Annotated in this window: 22 protein-coding genes and 2 pseudogenes; 8 read left to right on the top strand and 16 right to left on the bottom strand. The window is 60.5% G+C overall.

Features of this window, described 5'->3' with window-relative positions:
- Positions 1-3: 3 nt before the first annotated feature.
- The 6 genes from HQ843_RS25670 to HQ843_RS25645 all read right to left on the bottom strand — a co-directional run bounded on the left by HQ843_RS25670 (position 4) and on the right by HQ843_RS25645 (position 6,398).
- Positions 4-942 carry an ABC transporter permease gene (locus HQ843_RS25670; protein ID WP_180900546.1) on the bottom strand — a complete coding sequence of 313 codons (939 nt, stop codon included), beginning with the start codon at positions 940-942 and terminating at the stop codon, positions 4-6.
- A complete protein-coding gene (locus HQ843_RS25665) occupies positions 942-1,916 on the bottom strand; it encodes an ABC transporter permease (RefSeq protein WP_180900547.1) in 975 nt (324 codons plus the stop codon). Before HQ843_RS25665 ends, HQ843_RS25670 begins: the two co-directional genes overlap by 1 nt.
- Entirely contained in the window at positions 1,913-2,896 is a 984-nt protein-coding gene (locus HQ843_RS25660; RefSeq protein WP_180900548.1) for a nucleoside hydrolase, read from the bottom strand. Before HQ843_RS25660 ends, HQ843_RS25665 begins: the two co-directional genes overlap by 4 nt.
- Positions 2,893-3,852, bottom strand: coding sequence for a nucleoside hydrolase (locus tag HQ843_RS25655; protein WP_180902031.1), 960 nt, complete (start codon positions 3,850-3,852; stop codon positions 2,893-2,895). The genes HQ843_RS25660 and HQ843_RS25655 overlap by 4 nt, the downstream gene beginning before the upstream one ends.
- 90 nt (positions 3,853-3,942) lie before the next feature.
- A complete protein-coding gene (locus HQ843_RS25650) occupies positions 3,943-4,824 on the bottom strand; it encodes a dihydrodipicolinate synthase family protein (RefSeq protein ID WP_180900549.1) in 882 nt (293 codons plus the stop codon).
- Positions 4,825-4,847: 23 nt separating this feature from the next.
- Positions 4,848-6,398 carry an ABC transporter substrate-binding protein gene (locus HQ843_RS25645; protein ID WP_180900550.1) on the bottom strand — a complete coding sequence of 517 codons (1,551 nt, stop codon included), beginning with the start codon at positions 6,396-6,398 and terminating at the stop codon, positions 4,848-4,850.
- A 129-nt stretch (positions 6,399-6,527) separates the two neighbouring features.
- Between HQ843_RS25645 and HQ843_RS25640 the strand changes: the two genes are divergently transcribed.
- Positions 6,528-7,424, top strand: a complete 897-nt coding sequence (locus HQ843_RS25640; protein ID WP_180900551.1) for a LysR substrate-binding domain-containing protein — start codon at positions 6,528-6,530, stop codon at positions 7,422-7,424.
- A gap of 612 nt (positions 7,425-8,036) precedes the next feature.
- Positions 8,037-8,237 (top strand): annotated as a pseudogene (locus HQ843_RS25635) (IS5/IS1182 family transposase); the annotation flags it as partial.
- An 83-nt stretch (positions 8,238-8,320) separates the two neighbouring features.
- Here the strand turns inward: HQ843_RS25635 and HQ843_RS25630 are convergent.
- From HQ843_RS25630 to HQ843_RS25590, 9 genes are all read right to left on the bottom strand, one after another.
- Positions 8,321-9,652, bottom strand: coding sequence for an NAD(P)/FAD-dependent oxidoreductase (locus tag HQ843_RS25630; RefSeq protein ID WP_180900553.1), 1,332 nt, complete (start codon positions 9,650-9,652; stop codon positions 8,321-8,323).
- A 53-nt stretch (positions 9,653-9,705) separates the two neighbouring features.
- The gene (locus HQ843_RS25625) at positions 9,706-10,878 is read right to left on the bottom strand and encodes an NAD(P)/FAD-dependent oxidoreductase (RefSeq protein ID WP_180900554.1); all 1,173 of its coding nucleotides are present in this window, start codon (positions 10,876-10,878) and stop codon (positions 9,706-9,708) included.
- Positions 10,879-10,942: 64 nt separating this feature from the next.
- A complete protein-coding gene (locus HQ843_RS25620) occupies positions 10,943-12,265 on the bottom strand; it encodes an NAD(P)/FAD-dependent oxidoreductase (RefSeq protein WP_180900555.1) in 1,323 nt (440 codons plus the stop codon).
- A gap of 99 nt (positions 12,266-12,364) precedes the next feature.
- Positions 12,365-14,074, bottom strand: coding sequence for a dipeptide ABC transporter ATP-binding protein (locus tag HQ843_RS25615; protein ID WP_180900556.1), 1,710 nt, complete (start codon positions 14,072-14,074; stop codon positions 12,365-12,367).
- Positions 14,071-14,946: an ABC transporter permease gene (locus HQ843_RS25610; RefSeq protein WP_180900557.1), complete on the bottom strand. Its 876-nt coding sequence runs from the start codon at positions 14,944-14,946 to the stop codon at positions 14,071-14,073. The genes HQ843_RS25615 and HQ843_RS25610 overlap by 4 nt, the downstream gene beginning before the upstream one ends.
- 10 nt (positions 14,947-14,956) lie before the next feature.
- Entirely contained in the window at positions 14,957-15,907 is a 951-nt protein-coding gene (locus HQ843_RS25605; RefSeq protein WP_180900558.1) for an ABC transporter permease, read from the bottom strand.
- 64 nt (positions 15,908-15,971) lie between these two features.
- Positions 15,972-17,627, bottom strand: coding sequence for a peptide ABC transporter substrate-binding protein (locus HQ843_RS25600; protein WP_180900559.1), 1,656 nt, complete (start codon positions 17,625-17,627; stop codon positions 15,972-15,974).
- A gap of 247 nt (positions 17,628-17,874) precedes the next feature.
- Positions 17,875-18,567, bottom strand: coding sequence for an SDR family NAD(P)-dependent oxidoreductase (locus HQ843_RS25595; RefSeq protein ID WP_180900560.1), 693 nt, complete (start codon positions 18,565-18,567; stop codon positions 17,875-17,877).
- Positions 18,567-19,100, bottom strand: coding sequence for a MarR family winged helix-turn-helix transcriptional regulator (locus HQ843_RS25590; protein ID WP_180900561.1), 534 nt, complete (start codon positions 19,098-19,100; stop codon positions 18,567-18,569). Before HQ843_RS25590 ends, HQ843_RS25595 begins: the two co-directional genes overlap by 1 nt.
- Before the next feature lie 314 nt (positions 19,101-19,414).
- On the opposite strand from HQ843_RS25590, the pseudogene HQ843_RS29620 reads away from it, so the two are divergent.
- Positions 19,415-19,561, top strand: a pseudogene (locus HQ843_RS29620) (transposase); the annotation flags it as partial.
- Between the two features lie 239 nt (positions 19,562-19,800).
- Here the strand turns inward: HQ843_RS29620 and HQ843_RS25585 are convergent.
- Entirely contained in the window at positions 19,801-20,955 is a 1,155-nt protein-coding gene (locus tag HQ843_RS25585; RefSeq protein ID WP_180900562.1) for an extracellular solute-binding protein, read from the bottom strand.
- Between the two features lie 191 nt (positions 20,956-21,146).
- Here HQ843_RS25585 and HQ843_RS25580 point away from each other — a divergent pair, with 191 nt between their 5' ends.
- From HQ843_RS25580 to HQ843_RS25560, 5 genes are read left to right on the top strand one after another with little or no spacing between them, the layout of a single operon-like run.
- Positions 21,147-21,695, top strand: a complete 549-nt coding sequence (locus HQ843_RS25580; RefSeq protein ID WP_210280276.1) for a helix-turn-helix domain-containing protein — start codon at positions 21,147-21,149, stop codon at positions 21,693-21,695.
- Between the two features lie 34 nt (positions 21,696-21,729).
- Complete coding sequence (locus tag HQ843_RS25575; RefSeq protein ID WP_180900564.1) at positions 21,730-22,854, top strand: ABC transporter ATP-binding protein; 1,125 nt, start codon at positions 21,730-21,732, stop codon at positions 22,852-22,854.
- Positions 22,854-23,705 (top strand): ABC transporter permease, encoded by an 852-nt coding sequence (locus HQ843_RS25570; RefSeq protein ID WP_180900565.1) that lies wholly within the window; start codon positions 22,854-22,856, stop codon positions 23,703-23,705. Before HQ843_RS25575 ends, HQ843_RS25570 begins: the two co-directional genes overlap by 1 nt.
- 32 nt (positions 23,706-23,737) lie before the next feature.
- Complete coding sequence (locus tag HQ843_RS25565) at positions 23,738-24,523, top strand: ABC transporter permease (protein ID WP_180902032.1); 786 nt, start codon at positions 23,738-23,740, stop codon at positions 24,521-24,523.
- A 47-nt stretch (positions 24,524-24,570) separates the two neighbouring features.
- On the top strand, positions 24,571-25,899 hold the full coding sequence (locus HQ843_RS25560) for an NAD(P)/FAD-dependent oxidoreductase (protein WP_210275288.1): 1,329 nt from the start codon (positions 24,571-24,573) through the stop codon (positions 25,897-25,899).

Below are 25,899 nucleotides of genomic sequence, written 5' to 3'. Positions count from 1 at the left end.
GATTTAACCCTCCCGTCGGGGGTTGAGGATATCGCGCAGAGAATCGCCGATCAGGTTGATGCCGACGATCAGTAGCAGAAGCACGATGCCCGGAAAGAAGCTGATCCAGTAAACGCCGGAAAGCAGGTATTCAAAGCCATTGGATATCAGAAGACCGAGCGAGGGCTCGGTGACCGGCAGGCCGATCCCGAGAAAAGAAAGCGTGGCCTCCAGCATGATCGCATAGGCGACGCGCATGGTGGCGACAACAATCAGTGGCGGCAGGCAGTTCGGCAGGATATGCCGGAACAGGATGCGCCTGTCGGTCAGCGCCATCGAGCGGGCCGCGTCGACATAGGCGCGTTTGCGCTCCACCAACGCCGAGCCGCGTACGGTGCGCGCATAATAGGCCCATTGGGTGACGACCAGCGCCAGGATGATCTTGTCGACGCCCTGACCAAGGATGGCCAGAAAGATCAACGCGATCAGGATTGCCGGGAAGCTGAGCTGGATATCGACGATGCGCATCAGCACCGAATCCAGCCGGCCGCCGACATAGGCGCTTACCAACCCGATCGAAGCGCCGATCAGAAGCGCGATGGCGGCGCTGGAAAGCCCGACCAGAAGGCTGGTGCGCAATCCGTACAAGATCGCGCTGAACAGGTCCCGTCCCTGGGTGTCCGTGCCGAGCAGATAGGGCATGCCCGTCATGCTGGCGGAGCCCGGCGGCAGACGACCGTCCATGATATCGAGCTGGGCCAGATCATAAGGGTTTTGCGGCGCGATCAGGGGCGCGAAAACGGCGGCCAGGACAAAGGTGGTCACGATGATGATGCCGGACAGCGCGAGCTTGTCGCGAAGAAGCGCCGACAGCACTTGACGGAAGGGCGAACGCGCAGGCCCTCCGGCCGTGCCATCGCTTGACGAATGAACCGAAGCGGTCACGGGATTTTCCTGGGTCATCACGCATTCCCCTCAAGACGTACGCGCGGATCGACCACCGAATAGAGGATGTCGACGAGCAGGTTGATGACGCTGAACATCACCACCGTGATCATCAGATAGGCAAGGATGACCGGGCGATCGAGAACGCTGATGGCATCGATGATCAACTTGCCCATCCCCGGCCAGGCGAAGATCGTCTCCGTGACGACCGCGAAGGCGATCAACGATCCAAGCTCAAGCCCGATCACGGTGATCAGCGGAATGAGCGTGTTCTTCAGCACGTGGACGGTCACGATGCGTCGCTCGGTCAGGCCCTTGGCGCGCGCGAAACGGACATAGTCGAGCTGCATGACCTCCATCACGCCGGCGCGCGTGAGCCGGATTACCAGCGATATCTTGAAAAGGGCGAGGTTGAGCGCGGGCAGGATCAGGTGGGACAGGCCGTCCAGCGTGAACAGGCTGAGCGGCACGCCGAGCACGTCTACCGTCTGGCCGCGTCCTGAGGCCGGCAGCCAGCCGAGATAGACGCTGAAGACCATGATCATGACGAGACCGATCCAGAAGGTCGGCAGGCTGAAGCCGAGGATGGAGAATGTCATGATCGATTTGGAGATCGGGCCGTTCGGCCTGAGACCAGCATAGATGCCGAGCGGTATGCCAATCACCAGCGCCATCATCAGCGCAACGAAGGCAAGCTCCAGCGTCGCCGGCATCCGCCTCAAGATCAGCGTCAGCGCCGGCTGGTTGTAAATGAAGGAATTGCCGAGATCGCCGGAAAGCGCGCGCTTCAGGAACAGCAGGTACTGATCCCATACCGGCTTGTCGAGACCGAAACTCTGGATCACCTGCAATCGCTCTGCCGGCGTTGCCGTCGGGCTCAGCAGCACATCGACCGGATTGCCGACGAGATAGAGGCCGGCAAAGACCAGCATCGACATCACCAGAAGTGTCAGAATGGTCTGGAGCAATCGGCTTACAAGATAGCGACTCATCTGATTTCAGCCTCCCGTTTATGCCCGTCCCTTGCACAGCTGCCCGCGTGGCGGGCGATACGCTCGGTCAGGAGTTCGATAAAGCCGGCTTCGTCAACGCCCGTGATGACCGTGACATTGGCCTTGCGGCCAAGCTTGCCGGTAAAGTCGGCATAGGTATGCCCCATGGTTTCGCCTCTGGTCTCGACCCCGACATGAGCCGGCTGGCCACTGAAAAGCTCCGGACGGAGCAGCCAGGCGACCGTCATAGCATCATGGATCGGCCCGCCAGGACGGCCGAAGCGGCCGATATCTGAACGGTCAAAGGCCGTAAACAACTTGCAAAGCGCCTCTCCCGCCCGTCCGCCGCGGCGAAAGGCGGCTATGTGTTCGCTCGTGAACAGGGCCTGAAAGGTCACGTCGAGCGGCATCATCACGATCGGTATGCCGGAGCGCAGAACGACATCGGCGGCATGGGGATCGGCATAGACGTTGAACTCGGCCCATGGGGTGCGGTGGCCGAGCGCCCTGAATGCGCCAGCCATGCATATGATCCGGTTGATGCCGCGCGCGGTGTCGGGATGAAGCGTCAGCGCGAGCGCGAGATCGGTCATCGGGCCGATGGCGCAGATCGTGATCGGATCGCCCGAAACTGCGGCCGCGTGCGTGCTTCTGACCAGAAACTGCACAGCGTTTTCACGCGCCGGCGCAATATCGCCCGGCGGCATCAGGTCATCGGCGAAAGTTCCGATACGGGCATATTTTCCGTAAACCTGATCGCGCACCAGCGGGCCGGATGCACCGGCATAGACCGCAACATCGCGGCGACCGCTAATTCCGATGATCTTGCAGGCATTGGCGAGGGTATCGTCAAGCGGCACATTGCCGGCCACGACTGAAAGGCCGAGGAGCTCGATCTCGGGCGACGCCAGGGCCAACAGAATGGCCGCTGCATCGTCGACGCCCGGGTCGCAATCGATGATCACTTGCAGCTTGCTCATGCCGGCTGTCTTTCGGCGTAACGCGAGAGGCGGTCGATAAAGAGTGCGATGACTTTCTCCGCGTCGACACGGGTGACGATCCGCGCATTGGGTTTAAGCCCGCTTTTGCCGTACCAGTCGGCGATGGTCTGTCCCATGCACAGCGCGCTTTCATATTCGATGAAGATACGGGCGGCTTCGGTCTGAAACAGATGCGGCGCCAGGAGATAGGCAATCACCAGCGGATCATGCATCGGTCCGCCGCGCGAGCCGTAACGGGCGACGTCATTGCGGTCCCAGAACGCCATCAGTTCGGCTAGCGTTTCGGAAATCCGCCCGCTCACATTTGCGAATTCGGCGACATGCTCGGGCTTCAGCATCACCTGATGGGTGGCATCAAGGGCAAGCGCGACGATCGGTATCCCGCTCGAAAACACGACATGCGCTGCGTGGGGATCGGCAAGCATGTTGAACTCGGAGGTCAGCGTCCGGTTGCCGGGCTCGCGATAGGCTCCCCCCATCATGACGATACGTTCGATCCCGGCGGCAATATCCGGTTGCATGCGCAAGGCGACCGCAAGGTTCGTCATCGGACCCAGGCAGCAGATGGTGACGGGCTTCTGCTTTTCGCGCGCAACCGAAAGCCGCTCGATCAGGAAATCGACTGCTGAAACGCTTTCCGCCTTCTTTTCCGGTTCAGGCAGGCTGGTCTTGCCGAGACCGGTCTCGCCGTGAAACTGGCCGTGGATCGTGTCGCGAAAAAGGGGGCGGTGGCAGCCGGGGAAAACCGGAATATCGGTGCGTCCGCCGAGTTCGCATATCTGAAGCGCGTTGCGCACGGTGCGCTCGAGTGGCTGGTTGCCACAGACCGGAGTGATGGCGAGAATGTCGAGTTCGGGCGAGACAAACGCCGTCAGCAGGGCAATCGCGTCATCGATGCCGGGATCACAATCGATAATGATCGGGACCGTCTTCATACGGAATTCTTTCATTTTCAAAGTTATCGTGCCTGAAGCATTTTCGGTAAGAACGGAATCACCGGAAATGCTCGCTGACTGCGAAATGCTCTAAAGCGCGCCGACGCTTCGGAGCACGCCTGCGATTTCCTCTCGCGCCGGCGCGTCCAGCGCCTTCTGGGGCGCGATCGGATCGCCGACTGCAAACCCCTGCAGTTCCAGCGCCGCCTTGATGCACGCGGCGAGGGAGTATTTCGCAAAAATCTCGTTGATGCGCCAAAGCGGTCGCTGGAGTTCCATGGCCTGACCCCAGTCGCCCGCCGCCGCCGCCTCGTAAAGGGCAATGCTCTGCCTGGGAACGATGCAGGCGGGACCGGCCATCCATCCCGCGCCGCCGATCATCATGACGCATGCCGGGATGTGAGCGGATGCGGCAAACACTTCCATGCGACCGCGGGTGCGCTCGATGATCGACAGCAGACGGCCGGTATTGGTCGATGCGTCCTTGATGTAGCGGATGTTATCGACGGCGCTGAGCCGCTCGATCACCGGCAGGCTGAGATCGGAGCGCTGAAACTGGGGATTGGTGTAAAGCACGACCGGCCGCCCCTGGGCAGCTTCGGCAATGGCGCGGAAATAGGCTTCGACGCCATCATCGCCAAGCGGGAAATAGGCTTCCAGCACGCCGAGAATACCATCGACGCCGCATTCGACCAGCGCTTCGGTCTGGGCCACGGCATCGCTGATCGAGGTCGATGCCACACCGGCAATGACGGGCACGCGTCCGCGATTGGCCGCAATCACCGTTTCAACGACCTCGAGTTTCTGCGCGCCGGAAAGATAGGCGAACTCGCCAGTGCTGCCGAGGGGCGTCAGACCATGAACGCCAGCGCCGACAAGGTGGTCCACCAGATCCGACAGGACGCCTGTCATCACCGCGCCGGAAGCATCGACCGGCGAGACAAGATAAGGGAATACGCCTTTGAAGGACATGATGGACCGCTCCTTGCTGCCAGTCAGTTCGACGTCACGTAATACGGCAAGGTATAACCGTCGGAACGGCCCGGATAAGAGACGCCGTCCTGCATCGCCCAGGTGTTGGCCAGGTAGAAGACGGGAATAACGCCGAGGTCGTTCATCGCGATCTCCATAGCCTTCTGCAACAGCTGCCTGCGCTTTGCATCGTCGAGCGTTTCGCGCGCCTCATTGAGCGCCTTGTCGAATTCCGGGTTGGCGTAGCGGCCGCGATTGCCCCGTCCGGCATTGTCGCCGTAGGTCTCGAGCAGGGGACCGAGCACGCCGGACGCTTCGCCCGTTTCAACCGCCGCACCGCCCATGATGAAGCTGAAATCCAGATTGGAGGCACGGCTGAAGTAAACGCTTGCCGGCATCGTGACGACATCGGTCTTGACGCCGATGCGGCTGAAGAACTGACCGATCGCCTGCGCCACCTTGGAGTCGTTGGGATAGCGGTCGTTCGAGGCGTGGAAGGTCAGCGAGAAGCCATCGGGATAGCCCGCCTCGGAAAGCAGCTTTCCGGCCATTTCCGGATCGTAGGGATCGACCTTGATCGACGGATCATAGCCGAAATAGCCCTCGGGGACGAGTTGCCCCGCCGGAACGCCCTGCCCATCCATGATCCGGTCGACGATGGCCTCACGATTGATCGACTGGGAAAGGGCCCGCCGCACTTCGGGGTTGCGCAGCGGATTGGAGCCGTCCGGGCCTTTCGCAAAGGGCGAGATTTCCCGATCCTGGTCCATGTGCAGATACATGACCCGATTGCCGGCAACCTTGGTCACCTGCAGATCCTCGGTGGATTCCAGCCGGCGCATGTCGGCGGTCGGAATGCTTTCGATCATGTCGACGTCGCCCGACAGCATGGCGGCGACGCGGGCGCTGGGGTTCTTGAAGACCCGGAAGGTCACCTGGTCCCACTCGGCCTTGCCGTCCCAGTAATCGTCATTGCGCGCCAGGACGACCTTGTCGTCAGGCGCCCAGGAAACGAACTTGAACGGTCCCGTGCCAATGACGCCCTTTCCGGCGTTCATTTCCTCGGTTGTGGTATTTTCCATCTCCGCCGGCAGGATCGCGATCCGGCTCAAATTGTTTGGCAGCAGCGGCATCGGCTCGGCCGTTGTGATGCGCACGGTCATCGGATCCGCGGCCGTGACGTCGGTGATCCCCTTGACGTATGGCGTGAACGAACTCGGACTGTTGGTCGCGGCCAGCGGCACGCGCTTGATGCTGGCGACAACGTCATCGGCGGTGAAATCGCTGCCGTCGTGGAACTTCACGCCTTCGCGCAGCTTGAATTCCCATGTGGTGTCATCGACGGGTTTCCAGTAAACGGCTAGGCCCGGTTTGAGCTGCTGCTTGTCATCCTGATTCACAAGGCCGTCGAAGATATTGCGGGCCATCGCGCTGTTGGGGCCGATCACATAAAATTGCGGGTCCATCGACGTTGTCGATGCCGCCAGACCGATCGTGATATCCTCCGCCTGACTTGCCAGCGGCGAAAAGAGAACGGTTGCAGCCAAGGCAGCCGCGAAAGCGGAATTTTTCATTGAGCACTCCTCCATACTGTCCACTCCCGCACTCCCGGCGGGACTCACATGAGTCTAAACATGATGATCACAGAATAAAAATTGCATTTTTGGTTCTATTCATGCTTAAATGTTATGGATGGGGAACGGATGAAACTGAAACCGCGACAGATCGAAGCCTTTCGCAGCGTGATGATGGCCGGCGGGATTACCGCGGCCGCTGACGCTATGAACATAACCCAGCCGGCTGTGAGCAGGCTCGTGCGCGATCTTGAGGAGGCGGTGCAAATGCGGCTGTTCGAACGGGCAGGCGTCCGCCTCGTGCCGACGGCAGAGGCTGCCCAACTCTATCGCGAAGTCGAAAGGCTCTATCTCGGGCTCGACCAGATCGGGCGGGCTGCCGAAGACATCCGAGTCCATAAGAATACCGTTTTGCGCCTCGCCAGCGTCACCTCGCTGGTGAGACCTTACCTGCACGATGCCGTAATCGAGACGTTGGGCGACCGGCTCGATATTCCGCTCGTGATCGATGTCGAAAACAGTCGCCAGATCTGGGATATGGTCGAGCACAACCGCTACGATCTCGGCCTCGTGTTCGGCTCGCCGCGCATGTCCGACAAAGGGGCAAAGCTTCTTTACAGTTCGCAGGCCGTCGCCGCGATGCGACCGGATCACCCTTTGTCCGCACGCGACGTCATCACGCCCGCCGATCTCATCGATCAGCGCGTGCTTTTGCCGGGACGGAACTCGCCGATGCGCAGGGCGCTCGACCGGGCTTTCGCCAGCGCCGAACAGCAACCTGTCAGCGCCGTGGAAACATCCATGCTCAACTGCTGCCACTTTGCCGCAGCAGGCATGGGTATCGGCATTGTGGACAGGATCAGTCTCAATGCGGCGGGCGCCGAGACGATTTCCAGGCCGTTCGAGCCGGAGGTGGAGATTTCATACTTCGCAATCCGTCCCACAGGCGCGCGCGGCATCACGGTGCTCGACGATCTGATAGAGCGCATCCGCGCGCTGATGGCAAACACGCAGGCCGTTGCCTGATTTCGCTGTCTGCTGAAACCACACCGAGTGGATAACTTCCTGATGGCTCACATCTCGTCGGCGACGGCGTCCATCTCGATGGCGCGGCGCGCCGCTTTCCAGACAGAAATGTGGTGCGCGCGCAGAAGCTCTCGCAGGAGAGGCCCTCGCGGCGGACAAGGGCATTGCGGATATGTGCATGTTCGTGAACGGCCCGGGCCCAGCGGTCCTGATCGCGGTTCCCTGCAGGGACCTTCCGCCACGCACTCTTGGCGAGTGCGATGTAGCGGCATGGGTCTCGAAATTCGATGCCGAATGGGGGGAGTCGACCCGAGGATTGTGGTAATTTGTCTGATGGCGCCACGTGGACCATTCCGTCGCGGAGCCAATCGCGGCGAGTTGTTGAGTATTCTCGTCTTCGCCAAGGCCGAAGAGCCTTCATGTCGATTTACAATTGAAACGGTTCTTCCTCGAAGTCTGTGATTCTCACCCTTCTTTTTAAGGAGGTGTGAATGCGTCCGGAACGGTAACCCCCATCGCGACGCATCCGCCGCCGAACAACGACAGCCCCACTTTCGTCCAACCCAACAAGGCTGCGGCTGTTCTTGCTGAGGTCAATAGCAAGGCATGGAAGCCCAAGCCGTTATCCCGTCCAAACAGGACTGGAAAGCTCCGATCCCGCATGATGAGGAGATGTATCGATGGCGCCACCGCGTGGAGAAATATTTCTCTAAAATCAAAGACTTCAGAGCGGTCAATACACGCTATGACAAGACCGACATCCGCTTTGTCGCAACCGTGAACCTCGCGGCATCCATCATCGTCATGAGGTAATTGTCCACGAACCCCAGTGCGCCAACCACCGTAGCAAGGAATCGCAAACTCAAGCGCCTAACGAGGCCTCTTGCAACCCCCTGCTAGAAGCCGCTGATGATCTCGATCTTCGATCCGTCGGAAAAACGGCTGAAGCGGAAATCGACCGGATCGACGAGCGGCGGCGCACCGGTGACGAGATCTGCCATCAGCCGGCCGGCGGCGGGGCCGATGCCGAAGCCGTGCCCTGAAAAGCCGGTGGCGATGAAGAAGCCGGGTACGTGCTCCACTGGCGAGATGACCGGCACGGCATCCGGCGTGACGTCGATATTGCCGGCCCAGCGCTGGGCTATTTCGGCGTGCTCGAATACGGGAAAGGCCTTTCGTAGGTTCGACAGGGCCCGGTCCTGTAGCGAGAAGGACGGCTTTGGATCAAGAACGCGGCAATATTCGAAGGGGGAGGCCTCGTCCATTGTCCAGCGATTGGGGATGCGGGCCTCGTCGAGAAACCGCAGGCCCCCGCGCAGCATCAGAGAGCGCCACTCAGCACCGAGCGCTGGCAGGAAATCGCGGAAAAAACGGAAGCTGTCCGGAACGATGTCGACGATATTCTCGAAACCGTTGGCGATCGTGTAGCCACCGTCCTGACGCTTGCGGATGGCAAAACCATTGGTCCAGATCGTCGTTTCCGGGCCGCCTTCCAGCGGTTTGGTGCGGATAACGGAATTCTTTACCTTCAGCTGCGGCAGCCGCAATCCGCTATTGCGGGCAAAAAGGCTGGACCAGGCACCACCGGCCAGAACCACGGCATTGCAGGCGATATACCCCCGCTCGGTGAAAACACCGCACACTTGGCCTGCCTTGCGGTCAATGCCACGCACGGCGCATTCCGTCATCACATGGGCGCCGTGTTTCCGCGCGGCTTCGGCAATGGCGGGAGCGGCCTTCTGCGGCTCGGCTCGGCCGTCGACGGAGGTATAAAGCGCGCCTTTGACATCAAGCTGCGCGCCGGGGTTCAGTTCAGCGAACTGGGCGGGCGTCAGCATCCGCGTGTCGATCTGATAGCCCTCAAGATTGTTCATCCAGCGCGTGTGTTCCTCGACCTCCCTGTCGGTCTGACAGGTGAAGGCGATGCCGGCGCGGGTATAGCCGACATCGCGCCCGAGTCTTTCCTTCATACGCGGCCAGATGCGCAGAGCCTCCGCCATGAGAGGAATTTCACGCGGATCGCGCCGGGTGATCCTGACCCAGCCCCAGTTGCGGCTGGACTGTTCGTGGCCGATACCGCCTTTCTCGCAAAGTGCGACCCTCAGGCCGCGTTCGGCCAGTTCCAGCGTGGTTGACGTTCCAATGATGCCGCCACCGATGACCACGACATCGACCTGTTGTGGCAGCTCGGTATCTCCGTGAAACGGCACGACGAAAGGACCAGGCATTTAAGTGACTCCCGAATTGGGTTGGAGGAAGAATTGAACATGAATGGGGCCGGTCAGCCGTGAAGCGCCGGCTCGGTTTTTGTGTGAATGCCGGAAAACCGGTCAAATCCGAAGGCGGACAGGTCATGTGCCGGTGTGTTGCCGGTGGCAAGATCGCACAGGATATGACCGGTGACGGGCCCGAGACAAAAACCGTGGCCCGAAAATCCCATGCCGACGACCAGACCGTCGATTCCCGGCGCATGGTCCAGAACCGGAAGGGCATCCGGCGTCAGGTCGAGCAGGCCGGACCAGCAGTCATCGATGGCGGCATCCGACAGACCCGGTAGCAACAGTTCAGCCTTGTCGATGATCGCGCGCAGGCTGGACAGGGGCGGGCGGATCTTCGGGCGAGGGCCGTCCGCTGTCACCACTGTTTCCATAGTTCCGTTCCACGGCAGCGCGCCGCTCGTCAACCGCAACCGGCCATTGGTTTCCTGCCGTCCGGCCCAGTCGCCACCGACAACGCCAATCACCTGTTCCAGGATCGGGGCGACAGGAGCGGTGCGGACCACCGCCACCATCGGTGTCTCCAGGGGCACATTCAGGCCCAGCGGTTCAAGCAGGCTGTTGGTGAACACGCCGGCGGTCAGCACCACGCTGTCGGCGGCGATACTACGATTCGATGTGCGAAGCCCGGCCGCTTTTCCGCCCACAACTTCGATCCTTTCGACGACCTCGCCCATTGCCAGCGTGACGCCGAGACGCTCAAGCGTGGCGATATAGGCGGCACTGGTCGTCTGCGGATCGGCATGACCATCGCTGGCGCAGAAAGACGCGCCGGGAATTTCCGATGAAATTGCCGGTGCGATCTCACGGATCGCAGCGTTGTCCGGCAGGAAGGTCAGGTCGAGGCCACTGTTGGCCTGTTGCCGGACCATGTTATGAAGCTGCTGGTATTCTGCCGCGTCGCGGGCAAGGCGCAGATTGCCGCGCTGAACATATCGGGTTGGAGCGCCAAGCTCTTCGTGCAGCGTCTGCCATATCTTCACCGCCGCCATGGCAAGCGGCAGCTCGGCCGGATCGCGTCCGGACTGTCGCACGCCAGCCAGTGTCCAGCCGGAGGCCATGGCCGCCGGACCGAAACGGTCAAGGATGATCACGCTGGCCCCGGTTTTGGCCAGCGCGAAGGCTGTGGCGCAACCGCTGATTCCCGCGCCAACGACGGCCACATCGAACTTTTCCATCTTGCTTCTCCTCAGGCCTCACAGTCCCACATCGGTATCGGTCTGTTGCGGGCGTCCGTATCATTCAGGGATGAGGCGGCAGCTCCACGTCGCCGCGCCGGCTCATGACATTGTCGACGAAACGCATTTCACGCAGCTTGTAGTTCGGTCCGTAGTCCATCCACCATGGTGCCTTTTGCAGCGGTTCGGCGCGCAGATCGAGATCCTGCTCGCCAACGCCCATGGCCCAGTCCGAGAGAATGCCGCCGAGCATGGTGCCGGTCGGAACGCCACGGCCGGACAAGCCGGTCAGACCGACCACGCCGGGCGCGAGGCTGTAAAGGCGCGGCACGGTGCGATACTGCATGTCCAGTTCGCCGAACCAGAAATAATCCCAGCGCACGTCCTCGGTAATCTGTGGATGCAACCATTTCAGCCGATCGGTCATGACCCTTTTCGTGTAATCGAGGTCGCGCCCGCGCGGCCCCATCAGGAACATGGAGGCAACGATGCGGTTATCGGCGGTCCACTTGTAGCAGTAGAAGTCGCCGCGTCCGTCGATCATTGAGGTGTTGCGTGGCAGCGCCGCCTTGCGGGCATCATCGGAAAGTGGATTGGTGGCGCAGACATAGACCGGCAGGATCCGGAAGGTCTTGTCCAGTTTCGGCCAGCCATCCACCGTATAGGCCCCTGTTGCGAAGATCACCTTGTCGGCAAGGACATGACCGTTTTCGCAACGGACCTTCCACTTGCCACCCTGCTTTTCGCAGCCCTGTGCCGATGTCTTCGTATAAAGGGCAACGCCTTCCTGAATGGCGGCGCGCGCCAGCCCGCGCGCATATTTCAGCGGATGAAGATGGGCGCCTTCCTCATGCAGCCAGGCGCCATACAGGCGCGGCGAGCCCGTTGCGGTAATTGCCTCGTCGCGGTCGAGCAGGCGCGTTCTCGCCCCGGCGGCATTATAGCTTTCAACCTTGTGACGCAGATGCGGAACATGGCCCGGCCGCATGGCGCCGATGACCAGACCGTTTTGAACCCATTCGCAATCGATATCGTAATCGCGGATATAGCCGGCGGCGACATCGGCGGCGCGGGTCTGGCGACGGATGAGGCGCTCGGCCCAGGGCTCGCCGAGAAGCGTACGGATCTTTTCCAGCTCGTAGTATGAAAAGGTCGGACTGCAATGGCCGGCATTGCGCCCCGAGCCGCCATAGCCAATCTGCTGCCGCTCCAGAACGGCGACGGAGACGCCCTTGCGGGCAAGTTCGATGGCGGTGGTGAGCCCGGTATAGCCGGCGCCAACGACACAGACATCGACGGTCTTTTCGCCGGCAAGCGAACCGGTTTCCGGCGGCGGCGGCGCCGAGGCGAACCAGTAGGATGCTTCAAAGGGAGAAAATTTCGTCATCATGCGACCTCTCAAAAGAAGGAAACGATCATGCCTTTACGCCTCGACGCGGCCGTGCCGCCTCCGGCCGACGCCGGAGGGTGGCTGTTGCGGCAGCGCTCATCGTCCTCCCCAGCCGGGAATCGCTTCCACCAGACTTTTCGTGTAGGCGTCACGCGGGGCTGAAAACAGCTCGTGAGCAGGGGCCAGCTCGACCAGGCGACCACGCCTGAGCACGGCGATGCGGTCGCAGATCTGGCTGGCAACGCGCAGGTCATGGGTGATGAACATCATGGCGATGCGGGTTTCCTGCTGAATTTCGTCGAGCAGCTGCAACACCTGCGCCTGGATCGACACGTCGAGCGCAGAAACCGCCTCGTCGGCAACCAGCAGCACGGGGTTGAACATCAGCGCCCTGGCAATGCCGATGCGCTGGCGCTGACCGCCGGAAAATTCGTGCGGATAGCGCTCCAGCGCGTGTTCGGGAAGTTCGACCCGGTTCAAAAGCCGGACCGCGTTGGCATGGGCTTCCCGGTGGGGCATTCCGAAGCTCATCGGCCCGCAGACCAGCGAACGCTCGATGGTGTGGCGCGGATTGAGCGAGGCGAACGGGTCCTGGAAAACCATCTGGATATAGGGTCGTTTCTGCCGGAACCGGGATTCGGGCATCGACACGGCATCCTCGCAATCCAGAATGATCTGACCGGAATCGCTGTCGAGCAGCTTCATGACCATGCGGCCGAGCGTGGACTTGCCCGAGCCGGATTCGCCGACGATCCCGATGGTCTCGCCCTTGCGAAGCGTCAGGCTGACATCGTCCACCGCCTGTATCAGGCTTTGCCGGCCGAAAAAGCCGCCGCCGCTCCTGTAGCATTTCTTCAGGTTGCGGACATCGAGCACGACCGGAGCGGCGGCGCTAACCGGCGCGCGCGCTTCGGTCCGCATCGTCGGGATCGCCGCCAGCAATCGCTGGGTATAGGGTTCGCGCGGCGCACGAAGCACGGCCTGCGCCGTTCCCTGTTCGATGAGATGCCCCTTTTCCATCACGATCACCTTGTCGGCGATATCGGCGACCACGCCAAAATCATGGGTGATGAACATCACCGCCATTTTCTTTTGCCGTTGCAGCCGGCCAATGATGTCGAGTATCTGGGCCTGAGTGGTGACATCGAGCGCGGTGGTCGGTTCATCGGCAATCAGCAGGTCGGGGTCCAGCGCCAACGCCATGGCAATCATCACCCGCTGGCGCTGGCCGCCGGACAACCTGAACGGATACTGATGCGCCATGGCCTGCGGGTTGGGCAGGCCAACCATGTCCAGCAATTCGATGACCCGGGCGCGGCGATCAGAGCGATTTAACGCTATTCCGGGCGATGAACCGGTATTCGCCTCGTCTGAAACCGCTCCGGAGAACGTGGCGTCGCCATGGGTCTGCATAACCTCCTCGATCTGTTGACCGACGGTCATCAGCGGATTGAGCGCCGACAGCGGGTCCTGAAAGATCATCGAGACGACGCGGCCATTCAGCCGGGCCCGCTCCGTGGCACTCAGGTCGCGGATTTCCCGGTCATGCAGACGGATTTTCCCGCTTTCGATTTTCAGCGCCGGTGGCAGAAGCCCCATGACGGCGTTCGCCGTTACCGATTTGCCCGATCCGGATTCACCGACAATGCAGAGAATTTCTCCGGCATCAAGGGTAAAGGAAATGTCGCTGATCGCATGTTTGCGGTCGGCTGCCGCGGGCAATGCAACGGTCAGGTTTTCAACGGTCAAAACGGGTGTCACGTGCGTCTCCGGCTTGCAAACGGATGGAGAGGTGAGTGGGGTCATTTTGCATCTCCACGCACATCGAGCGCATCGCGCAACCCGTCGCCAACGAAGTTGAACCCCGTCACCGCCAATGTGATTGCCACGCCGGGCACGATGGCAAGCCAGGGGGCCGTCGCCAGATATTGCTGGGCGCCGTTCAGCATGTTGCCCCAGGAGGGAAGCGGTGGCTGGATGCCATAGCCGAGGAAGGAGATGTAGGCTTCCAGCAGGATCGCGTTGGCGATGGTCAGTGTTGCCGAGACGATGATCGGCCCCATCACGTTCGGCAGGATTTCACGGAACATGACCTGGTTTGGCCTCAGGCCGAGCATGGTCGCCGCCAGGACGAATTCGCGGTTGCGCAGCGAGCGGACCTCGGCATCGACCACCCGTGCCACCTGCATCCAGCTGGTCGCGGCGATGATGACGGTGATCATGAACGGGCTCGGATGCACGAAGGCGGCGAGCGTCAGCATCAGGAAGACGCCGGGAAAGGCGAGAAATCCATCGACGATCCGCATGAGAACGGCGCCGGTGCGGCCGCCGTAAAAACCGGATATCGTGCCGACAAGCACGCCGATAATGGTGGACAACAGCATGGCCGCCACGCCGGCGGAAAGCGAAACCCGTCCGGCCATGAACAGCCGGGCTGCCACATCGCGTCCCAGCGGGTCAGTGCCGAAAATGTGGCCGCCGGTCAATGGCGGGACATTGCGGGCGCGAAGGTCGATATAGAGCTGGTCGTAGGGAACCAGAAAGGGGCCAAAAATGCAGGCCAGCGTGAGCGCGACGATGACGGCGAGCCCGAAAACCGCCAGCCGGTGGCGCAGGAAGCGCTTCAGAACCCGGTTTTGCGGACGCGGCGGCAAAATGACATCTGCGGTGGTGGTCATGAAGCGCTCCTCAGGCAAGCCGTATGCGCGGATCTACAAGTGCTGTCAGGACATCGGCCATGAAGCTTCCGAGAATGGTGAGAATGGCTGAAAACATCAGTAGTCCCATGATCACCGGATAGTCGCTGTAGCCGAGGCTATCGAGAAACAGCCGCCCCATACCCGGCCAAGTGAAGACGGTTTCGGCAACCAGCGCTCCGCCAAGCAGTTGCGGGATCTGCATTCCCGCCAGCGTGATCATCGGCAGCAGGGCGTTGCGCGCGACATGGCGGCGCATGATGACCCGTTCCGGGACGCCCTTGGCGCGCGCCGTCTTGACGAATTCCTGGCCGATCGCCTCCAGCATGGAGGCGCGCATATAGCGGCTCCAGATGGCGATGTTGACCAGCGCAAGCACGATTGCCGGCAGGACGAGGTGGTGGAGATAGTCGAGGACCGATTGGTTGCCGATCGTGTACATGTTGCCGGCGGGAAACCAACCGAGTTCCAGCGAGAATATGTAGATTGCGACCAGGCCGAACCAGAAGGTCGGGATGGACAGGGCGATCATGGTGCCGACTGTTGCCGTGTAATCGAAGATGGAATAACGCCGAATGGCGCTCTTCATGCCGATCCATGTTCCCAGACCGATGGCGATCACCGTTGAGCTGCCCATCAGCAGCAGGGTTGCGAACAGATGTTCACCGATGATCGAAAGCACCGGACGGCCGTCGCGAAAGGAGACGCCCCAGTCGCCGCGAACGAGATTCCATAACCAGTCGACATACTGGACCAGAATGGGACGATCGAGCCCCATCTGGTGAGCGATGCGGTCGAGGTCCGCCTTGCCGATTCCAGGCGTCAGGGCGAATTTCGACATGGGGCCGCCGGGCGCCAGCATCAGTACGCTGAAGCCTATCAGCGACACGACCAGCAACAGGATCAGACTCTGACCTAGCCTGTTCAGCAGAAACCTTAGCAACGCGGCTCTCCGTTTTCATGGACATCGGGGAGGGGGTTGCCGGGCCGAAAGGCCCGGCGAGCGCTCAGCTCCAGCGCCAGGTGCCAACGTTCCAGTCATCGATCCGGACGTTCACATTAGGCTCGAAACCTTCGATACCCGTCTTGTAGCCGCGCAGGTCGGTGAACTGATGGAGCGGCAGGAAGGGCAACTCGTCGCGCACCAGTTCCTGGATCTTGAAATAGACCTTCCTGCGCTCTTCCGGCACGAATATCTCGGCACCCTGCTTCAGCAGCGTATCGACTTCCGCATTCTTCCATTGCCAGGTGTTCTGGCCCGCGCCGCCCTGGGCTGGAATGGCCTTGGAACCGAAATAGTCCGATGTATCAGGATCGCCGCCAGTGAGGAAGACGATGCCGGCGATGGCGCTCTGATACTGCGATAGCATCCAGTTATCGCCCCACATGACCGCGGGCGGCAGATTGCGGATGGTCATCTCGGCGCCGATCTGGGCAAAGGTCTGCTGCATGAACTGCTGCATCTGCTCACGCAGATGGTTGCCGGACGTCGTCGCGTTTTCGAAGGAGAGCCGCAGCCCATCCTTCACGCGCACGCCATCGGAGCCCATTTTCCAGCCGGCATCCTCCAGCAGGGCATTGGCCTTTTCGATGTTGAATTCATGCTTCGGAAGGTCGGGATCGTAGTAATAGGCCTGCTGCGGCATATAGCTTTCGGTGGCGACCGGCAGGCCGAAATAGAGCGCATCGATGATCGATGCCTTGTCGATGGCGAGATAGAGCGCCTGACGCACGGCCTTGTCCTGAAAAACGGGAAGGCCGAGGTTCAGCGAGAAGGTTTCGATCGGGCTTCCCGGTGCCTTGACCACGACGCGGTCTGACAGTTTTGACGCTTCGTCATAGTGATCGGCGCTGATGCCCTGCAGGCCGATGACATCGATATCGCCGGTCTTGAACTGCGTGTACATCACGGTCAGGTCCGGAATATATTTGACGATCAGGCGTTCGACGAAGGGGCCGTCGCCATAATAGTCTGTGTTTGCCGCCATTTCGATATAGTCACCGGCAACACGCTTGCTCCACTTGAAGGGCCCGGTTCCAACGGGAGCATTGTTGAATGGCGTGTTGTTGAGGTCGGCCTGACCGTCAAAGGCATGTTTGGGCACGATAAAAGTCGAGGCCAGGATCGATGCGTAGGGTGCGTATGGCTCGGCCATCGTCCAGGCCAGCTCGGTGGGGGAAACGACGGTCAGATCGCGCACCAGTTCGTGGCCGGTATGGCGCCAGCTGTTGAAATCCGGGTTGACCAGCAGTTCCATCGTGAATTTGACATCTTCGGCGGTGAACGGCGTGCCATCATGCCAGGTCACGCCGTCGCGCAGCTTCATCCGCCATTTCAGGCCATCTTCCGAGATGCCGCCATTGGCGACTGTGGGAACTTCCGCTGCGAGGCAGGGGTAGAACGCGCCCTTTTCATCGACCCCGAAAAGCGGATCGAAGATGGCGAAATAAATCCCTTCATCGACCTCGATATGAAGCAGGTGGGGGTTGAAAACCGTCGGTTCCTGCGAAAAGCCGAGGACGATCTGGCCTTTCGGTGCGTCTTGTGCAGCGGCCGGGCCGGCCCTGAACAGACCCGGCATGGCGGCGCTGGCGGTACCGATGCCGAGCATGGCAAGCATCTGGCGTCTGCTGGCATGGAATTTACTCTGTTTCGTGGTCATGCTGTTCCCTTTTTCTGGCGTTTTTGCAAATTTCGGCATGAAACAGTCCATCCCTGTCCGAACGGGCGGGCAGGAAGCGTCAGTTCTTCATTGTAAAGGCGTGCGCCTTTCGAGGCCGGATTGCGTCGCCAATGCACGGGCGAAATTCCGGCTTCTGTTCTTGGCCGGGGGCTGCGGCGTTTTTCGCCGTCGAGGCACCACCCGACACGCCGCAACCGGGCGGCAACTCATGGGGCAAACAGCGTCCCTAGAAGGACGGCTCGGCCCGACAATTGATCGCCAGTTCCGCTACGCTGGCACTGTTCGGCAGGTCGATGACGTCAGCCACGATATCGGCAATGTCGCCGGGCGAGGTCATGTCTTCCGCATCGAATGGCGCTACCGCACGACCCATGTCTGTGGCGACGAACCCGGGGCAGATCGCCGTCGCCCGAATCCCCTGTTCAAAACCCGCCTGACGCAGGCCGTGCGCCAGCGCCACGGCGGCATGTTTGGTCAGCGCATAGGCTGACGACGAAACGGAAGCCACGCGCTTGCCCGAGAGGGACGCAATGATGATGATCCGTCCCGTTCCGGATTGGCCCAGCGCGGGAAAGGCCGCGCGGGCGAGACGTTGCGGCGCGCGAACGTTGACGCGCCACATCGTGTCGAGGTCTTCATCGGAAATTTCGGCGACCGATTGCGGGATCATGACACCGGCATTGGCGATGATGGCGTCAATCCGTCCGAAGCGGGCAAGTGCGGGGGCCACCCATTCGTCCTCGCCACCTCGCGTCGCGTCGTAGGGAAAAGTCTGGATCGCCGGGCTTTCCTGCCAGTCCTGTTGCGGCTGGCGCAGGCCGAGCGATACGTTCCAGCCATCATGGAGCAGCCGGCTGGCGATTGCATGTCCGATACCGCGCCGCGCTCCCGTGATCAATGCAACCCGCCCTTGCGTCATCAGCGGCCTCCTGCCGGGCGCGGCGTCATGACCAGACGCCAGTAGATTTTCCGCAGAATGGACATCGCCTGCTCATACTCCTCGTCTGAAATGTCAGAGAGGAACGCCCGTGACTCGAGAATGCGCGTGCGAACTTTTTCCAAGACAGTCTCGCCCTGTTCGGTCAGGAACAACGACCATGCTCGGGAATCCTTGCGTCCCGGGCGGCGATAGATCAGTCCGGCCTTTTCCATGGCGGTCACCGTCCGGGTGATCTCGGCGCGGTCGCGCATGATGACCTGCGCAATTGTGGAAGGATGGATGCCCGGATAGTTGTTGGCAAGGAACAGGACGCTCACCTTCCCCGTGCCCAGCATTTCCGGCACGTCCTCCAGCCGGGCATCCCAGTCACGGCTGAGGGCAATGTTCAGATCGCGTATGAAATAGCTGAACGTGTCGTTTAGGACGTCGAGGTCGACCGTTTCCGGAGAAACCTCCAGTCCCTCGCCCGGCCAGATATCGTCGGCGCTGTCTTTGGGTGCGTCTGAAACCATCGGAAACCTCATTTGATTGGGATACTCAACTATATTGTGGTTGAGGACGTCAAGTATTTTTCCTAAGAAATGCCAATTCTTTAGGTTTTTTTGGTAATTGCATATGATTTATGCAGATAGTGCCGGATCTTAGGTCCGACCCCTCATGGCAAGTCGGTCGGATTGACCGCCTGAGGGAGCGGTGGGTCACGCTGATGATCTGGTCTGCGGTAAAGGCCCCTTACAGGTACGCGCGATCTGGCAAAGGGCCTGATATCGCGTTCCAGAAGGTTGTTGTCTATCGGCATCCTGCCCAGAAATGAGGTAAGAAGGCGATCATGAGCAAATCGAATTTCAATGACGATTTCAAACGCGATGCGGTGCGTCAGATCAGGGGGCGGGGCTATCCGGTATGGAGGTATCGCAGTGGCTCGGCGTGAGCCAGCATTCGCTCTATGCATGGAAGAAGAAGTTTGCCGGCCCGACGCCGCAAGCCAGCGCTGAGTTCGAGGGACTACCCAGGCGCTTGCCAGCGAAAACCGATCAAACTGACAGCCCGCCCTCATGATCAGAGCCGGAAAAATCCAACATCGACGCTCCAACAAACGGGCGCGGAGCAAAGCTATGCGCCTCTTGAGGAGCAAGGCCCAGAATCTCCAACGGATACTGGGCCTTGATGGCCTGGCGCCATGGCATCAGACGCGGTCTGATTGCGCGGGCATTACTGTCCGATCATCCGATTCCACTGATCTGTCCATAGGGCGCTATGGTTGTTGATCTCCGCATAGGGCGGGATCAGGATCTCATCGATCGGTGAAATCCGCTTTGCGACCTGGTCGGTGTATTTCACGTTCACGTTCGACATGGCGTATTGCAGGTCGCTGCCCCAGCAGCCCTGTGGGCCCGACTGCAGACTGATATCGATGAGTTTCCACGCCAGGTCGGGTGCGCCCTTGGTCTTCTGAATGAAGTTTGAGGCAATCGGCGCTCCGGGCTTCGGATTGATATAGTCGATGTTCGGGTTTCCTTCATCATGAAAGGCCCAGGTGCGGCCATCCCAATACATGCCGATATCAACGTCGCCGCTTTTGATCTGGGAGAGGAACTCGTTGACGTTGTTCCAGAAAATCAGGTTGCCCGAGTCCTTCATTTCCCTGATCTTTTCAAGAGCAGGAGTGATGTCGCCGAGGTTGTCATCGGCGTAAAGATGGGCGAACAGCCAGACTGATGTAATGGCCGATGAGCCGTAATTGATGCTGGGCATCGAGGCAACCCAGTCTCCTCGGATCGTGCCCTCCACAAACTCATCCCAGGTTTTCGGCGGCGCCTCTACCCGGGTTCTGTCGAAGGCAAGCCCCATGGCGCCATAGCCGAAGAAGATTCCGTCGCCTTGTGCCGCTTCCACGAACTGAGGGGCGATTTCATTGAGATGCGGCAGCTTTTCCGGGTTGATCTTGTCGACGAGGCCACGCTCGGCAGCGGAAAAACCCCAGTTGGCGGCGATGTTGAGCACGTCGACCGGCGGCTGGCCAGGGCTGGCGGCAAGCTGGTTGAGAAGCTGGGCGGGGCTGCCGAGGACCAGATCGACGGTCTTGCCTGTTTCCTTCTCAAACGCATCGGCGATGCAGCGCTGGTAACTCTCCTGCCAGATTCCGCCATTGACGCTGACGGTCAGGTCGGCGGCGAAAACGGAGGGTGTTTGCAGCAAAAGCGCGGCCGATGCGGTCAGCGCCAGCACATGTTTATTCGGTTTCATGCAGGGCTCCTGTTGGTGAATGAGAGACAATCCATATTCAATGGTCCGACATGATAATTCAATGACTCTTTGAAAAATATTCATTATAAAGCGTAATTTTTGTATAGAAATGAACGTCATGCATTGAAATTGGCCACATTGCCTCGATAAATGCTCAAAAACTGGTCAATCTTTCGGATTCTCAATATAATATAGTGAATGATAATTCAGTATATTGACACTGCGGCTGTGCCGAGGCTAACTGGCTTCAATCCGATAAAGAGAGGCAGGCCGTGACGGAAGCAAGAGAGCAGACAGGAGTAGGCGCACGATTGCGCGAAAAACGCCGCGCCGCGGGGTGTTCGATCGGCGAACTCGCCGAACGCGCGGGCGTGTCCGCCGGCATGATCTCGCAGGTTGAGCGAGGGCTTTCGAACCCGTCGCTGCGTATTCTTGAGCGCTTGCGCAACGCTCTTGGCGTGCCGCTCAGCGACCTGCTTGAAGATCCTGCGCCGGCAAGGGCTATCGAAGTGCTCGATTTCGTGCGTCGTGCGGATGCGCGTCCAGCCTTCAATGTCGGGCCCGCTCCGCTTTTCAAGCACATGCTGTCGCCGCGCTCCGTTGGCAATCTGATGTTCATGACGATTGAGTTTCCGGCCTTTGCGGCGTCGGACGACATGCAGGAAACGCCGGGGGAAAAGGCCGGGATGGTTATGAGCGGACGGTTTCGGCTCACGGTTGACGGGGTTGAGGCCGAGCTGAACGAGGGAGACAGCTTCCAGTTCGACAGCGCCAAGCCGCACAGCATCCGAAACGATATGTCCACGCCGTCTTCACTGCTTTGGATCATCGCGCAATCCGGCCCGATCCATCAGCTCTGATTACCATAACGCAACGCAAACGGAGACTGCATCAATGCGCCAAGGCTATCACCAGGAACGTGAAACGGGCGCGGCTCTGTGCATCGAACGGTTGCGTAAGTCATTCGGCTCGAATCTGGTGGTTGAGGACGTGTCGCTGCGCGTCGAGCCGGGCAGGCTGCTTTCGCTGCTTGGTCCGTCAGGTTGCGGCAAGACCACGACATTGCGGATTGTGGCGGGTTTTGATGATTGCGATTCCGGGCATGTGCTGATCGATGGTCGCGACATCACCGCCTTGCCGGTGCATCGCCGCAATCTGGGCATGGTATTCCAGAGCTACAGCGTATTTCCGCACATGACGGTCTCCGAAAACGTGGCCTTCGGGTTGAAAATGGCAGGCGTCGGCCGAAGCGAGGTTGAGGAGCGGGTGCGCCGACAGCTTGACATGGTGCAGCTCTCCGCGCTTGGCGAACGTTATCCCAGCCAGCTTTCTGGCGGCCAGCAGCAGCGCGTTGCTCTAGCCCGGTCATTGATTACGCATCCTTCGATTCTGCTTCTGGATGAGCCATTCAGCGCGCTCGACAAGAACCTCCGTGAAGGCATGCAGTTCGAACTGCGGGAACTGCAACGCCGTTTGCATATCACTTCAATCATGGTGACCCATGATCAGGAGGAAGCACTGACCATGAGCGATACCGTTGCCGTCATGTCACATGGCAAGGTGTTGCAGTGTGGCGCGCCGGCAGAAGTCTATGCGCGTCCGGCCACGCGCGGGGTGGCTGAGTTTCTTGGATCGATCAACTTGTTCCCGACAATTGTCGAGGGGAGAGGAGAGGGCGGCTTCTCGCTTGTCTACAGCCATGGCGGCGTGGTCAACAGGTTCACTGCGGCAAGTGATCGTGATCTTGGCCACGGTCAGGCGGTCCTTCTTGCCGTGCGGCCCGAAAATATCCGCATTGGCGCTGCGACGGACGGCTCCGACGCTCTCAATGCAACCGTGCGCCAATATGCGTTCCGCGGAAGCTTCAACACCGTGCTGCTCGATGTCGAAGGGCGCGAGGAGCCTGTCATTGTTTCCTATCGCGACGCCGATGTGCCGGATGTCGAGATCGCCTCCGGTGCCAGGGTGTCGCTTTCGTGGAACGATGCCGATTCAATCCTGCTCGACGAGGCCGCGTAATGGCGCGATCCCTGAAAATGCCCCTCTTGCGGCTCGGGCGGGAGAAGGTCGGGCTTGCGCTGCCCGCGCTTGCCTTCGTGATTTTCTTCTTCGTCCTGCCGCTGATCGGCAACGGCGTCGGCAGTTTCTTTCCGGATGAAGGCGCCTTCAGCCTGGAGCTATACCGGCGTCTTCTGACGGACCCGTTCTATCTGAAGATCCTGTTCGAGACGCTCAAGGTCAGCGTGATCGTGACTGTGCTCTGTGTCGTAACGGGTTATCCGATTGCTTATTTTCTGGTGCGCAAGGCCAACCGCTCGCAGGCGCTGATCGTGTTCCTGTTGCTCGCGCCGCTTCTGACCTCGGTCATCATGCGGACCTTCGGCTGGCAGGTGTTCTTTGCGCGCAACGGATTGATCAGCGTCGCGCTGGTGGATCTCGGCATTCTCGACCGCAAGGTCGACCTCCTGCGCAATCCCGTTTCGGTCTATGTCGGTCTGGTGCATATCCTCGTCACCTATATGGTGCTGTCGATTTCTTCCGTGCTGCAAAGCATCGATACGCGCTATGAAGAAGCCGCTCAGATCCTCGGCGCGAACCGTTGGCGCGCGTTCTGGAACATTACCCTGCCGCTCAGTCTCGATGGTATCGCGACAGGGGCGGTGCTGGTCTTCATGCTTTGCAATGGCAGCTTTCTGACCATGCTTCTGCTGGGCGGCGGCAAGGTCGTTACCCTGCCTCTGTTGATCTACCAGCAGTTTACCGTCTCGCAGGACCTGAGCCTCGCGAGCGCAATGTCCAACGTGCTGATGTTCATGGCCATCCTCGTGATGGTGCTGCAACTCGCCTTTCTCAAACGTCGTGGGGTGTAAGCGCCATGTCTCAATCCAAACTGGCCCGTTTGATGCGCTTTGACTGGGTCTTGCCCGTCTATGTGGTGACCTTCTTCGTATTCATGCTGGCGCCGATCGTGGCCGTGGTCGCAGTATCGTTCAACTCGGCAGCCTTCATCTCCTTTCCGTTCGAAGGCTTCTCCTTCAGATGGTATCACCGCATCATCGAGTACACGCCCTTCATCACCTCGCTAGTCACCAGTATCAAGCTGGCGGTTCTGGCCACGGCGTCGGCGAGCCTGTTCGCGATCCCCGCTGCCCTTGCCCTGGCGCGGTCCCGATCGGTCGCGGCATCGGCCATCAGCGCGCTCCTGCTGGCTCCGCTCGCAGTGCCTGCCATCGTTTTAGGTTTTGCCTTGCTCTATTTTCTCGGGTCGTTGCACTTTGGCGTTTCTTTCCTCGCGCTCTGGATCTCGCACACCGTCCTGCTGATACCGTTTGTTTTTCGCACGGTGCTGGCTGTCTATCGCGGAATCTCGCCCCAATATGCCGAGGCCGCGGCCATTCTGGGCGCCAATAGCTGGCGGGTGTTCCGGTATGTGACGCTGCCGTTGATCAAGCCCGGCATCTTTTCCGGCGCTTTGTTTTCATTGCTGATCTCGTTCGACAACGTTCCGGTCTCGTTTTTCTTCGGTTCGGCCAATTCGACGACGCTGCCCATCGTGATGCTCAGTTACATGGAGAACCAGTTCGATCCTTCCATCGCAGCCATCAGCGCCGTGCAGATGGCCATCGCCTTTGTTGCGTTGTTCGCCGTGCAAAGGCTTTTCGGCCTGAAGGGGATCGTCGGCGCCTGACGGGATACCGCTTTTGCCTGCCTTCGAGAGAGTTTTGGATACGCATTATGATGCCAGCAGTGAGAGCCGTTGAAACAGGCAAGGTCTTGCCCGACCGCAGCGACGTGGTGATTGTGGGCGCCGGTATCGCGGGTATGGCCGCGGCGTGGCATCTGCGCAAGCGCGGTCTGACCGTGACGGTGCTGGAGAAGGGCCGTGTCGGAGCGGAGCAATCGTCACGGAACTGGGGTTGGTGCCGTCAGCAGAACCGAAATCCGAAAGAACTGCCGCTTGCCCGGCTTTCCCTGCGGCTTTGGGGCGAGATGAATGCCGACCTCGGCGAAGAGACTGGCTTCAGGCGCACTGGCCTGCTCTATGCCTCGGCAAATGCGTCTGACGTGGCGCAATGGGAAGCATGGGGACGTATCGCCAGGGATTACGGCGTCGAGACCTATATGCTCAACGGCCGTGAACTGAGTGAACGTTTGCCCGGCAACCAGCGTCGCTGGCTCGGCGGGGTCTGGTCTCCTCATGATGGCCGTGCCGAGCCGGAACTGGCAACGTCGGCCATGGCGCGCGCGGTGCAGCGCACGGGTGGCGTGATCGTGCAGGATTGCGCCGTGCGCGAACTCGATATCGCGGGCGGCAGGATTGCAGGCGTCGTGACGGAACGGGGGCGGATCTCCAGTGAGGCGGTCCTGGTGGCGGGCGGAGCCTGGAGCGGCATGCTCCTGCGCCATCATGGGGTCAAGATACTGCAAGCTTCGGTCAAATCGACCTGTTTCTACACCGAGCCGGGCCCCGAGGTTCTGGACGGCGCGGTATCCATGGAAACCGTCGCGCTGCGCCGCCGCCTCGATGGGGGCTATACGGTCGGCGTCAGCGGGCGGGCACAGCTGCAGGCGAGCCCGTGGGGCGCGCTGCAGGCCGCAGCCTTTTGGGATACCTTCCTGATCCGGCGCAAGAAACTCAGCTACGGCATCGGGTCGCAGTTTTTCAACGGGCCGGAATCATTGCATCGCTGGACCGGCGATCATGTGTCGCCATTCGAGCGCGTGCGCATCCTGGACCCCGCTCCCGATCAGGGGCTGCTGCGTCGGGGCATGGCCGATCTGACCACCGCCTATCCCCAGCTTGCCAATCTGCGCATGGCCTGCGCCTGGGGCGGCATGGTCGACAATACGCCCGACGCGATCCCGGTGATTTCCGGCGTCGACCATGTGCCGGGGCTGTTCATATCGACAGGGTTCAGCGCGCATGGCTTCGGGATCGGGCCGGGGGCTGGCGTGCTGGCGGCAGAGCTTGTCACCGGAGCGCCCACATCCGTCGACCCGACGCCCTTCCGTTACAGCCGGATGATCGATGGCACAAAATTCGCCAAGCCAGGGATGCTTTGA

The organism is Martelella sp. NC20, from assembly GCF_013459645.1.
Classification (GTDB): domain Bacteria; phylum Pseudomonadota; class Alphaproteobacteria; order Rhizobiales; family Rhizobiaceae; genus Martelella.
The sequence above is the reverse complement of the archived record's forward strand: the minus strand, read 5'-3'. Positions and strand labels throughout refer to the sequence as shown.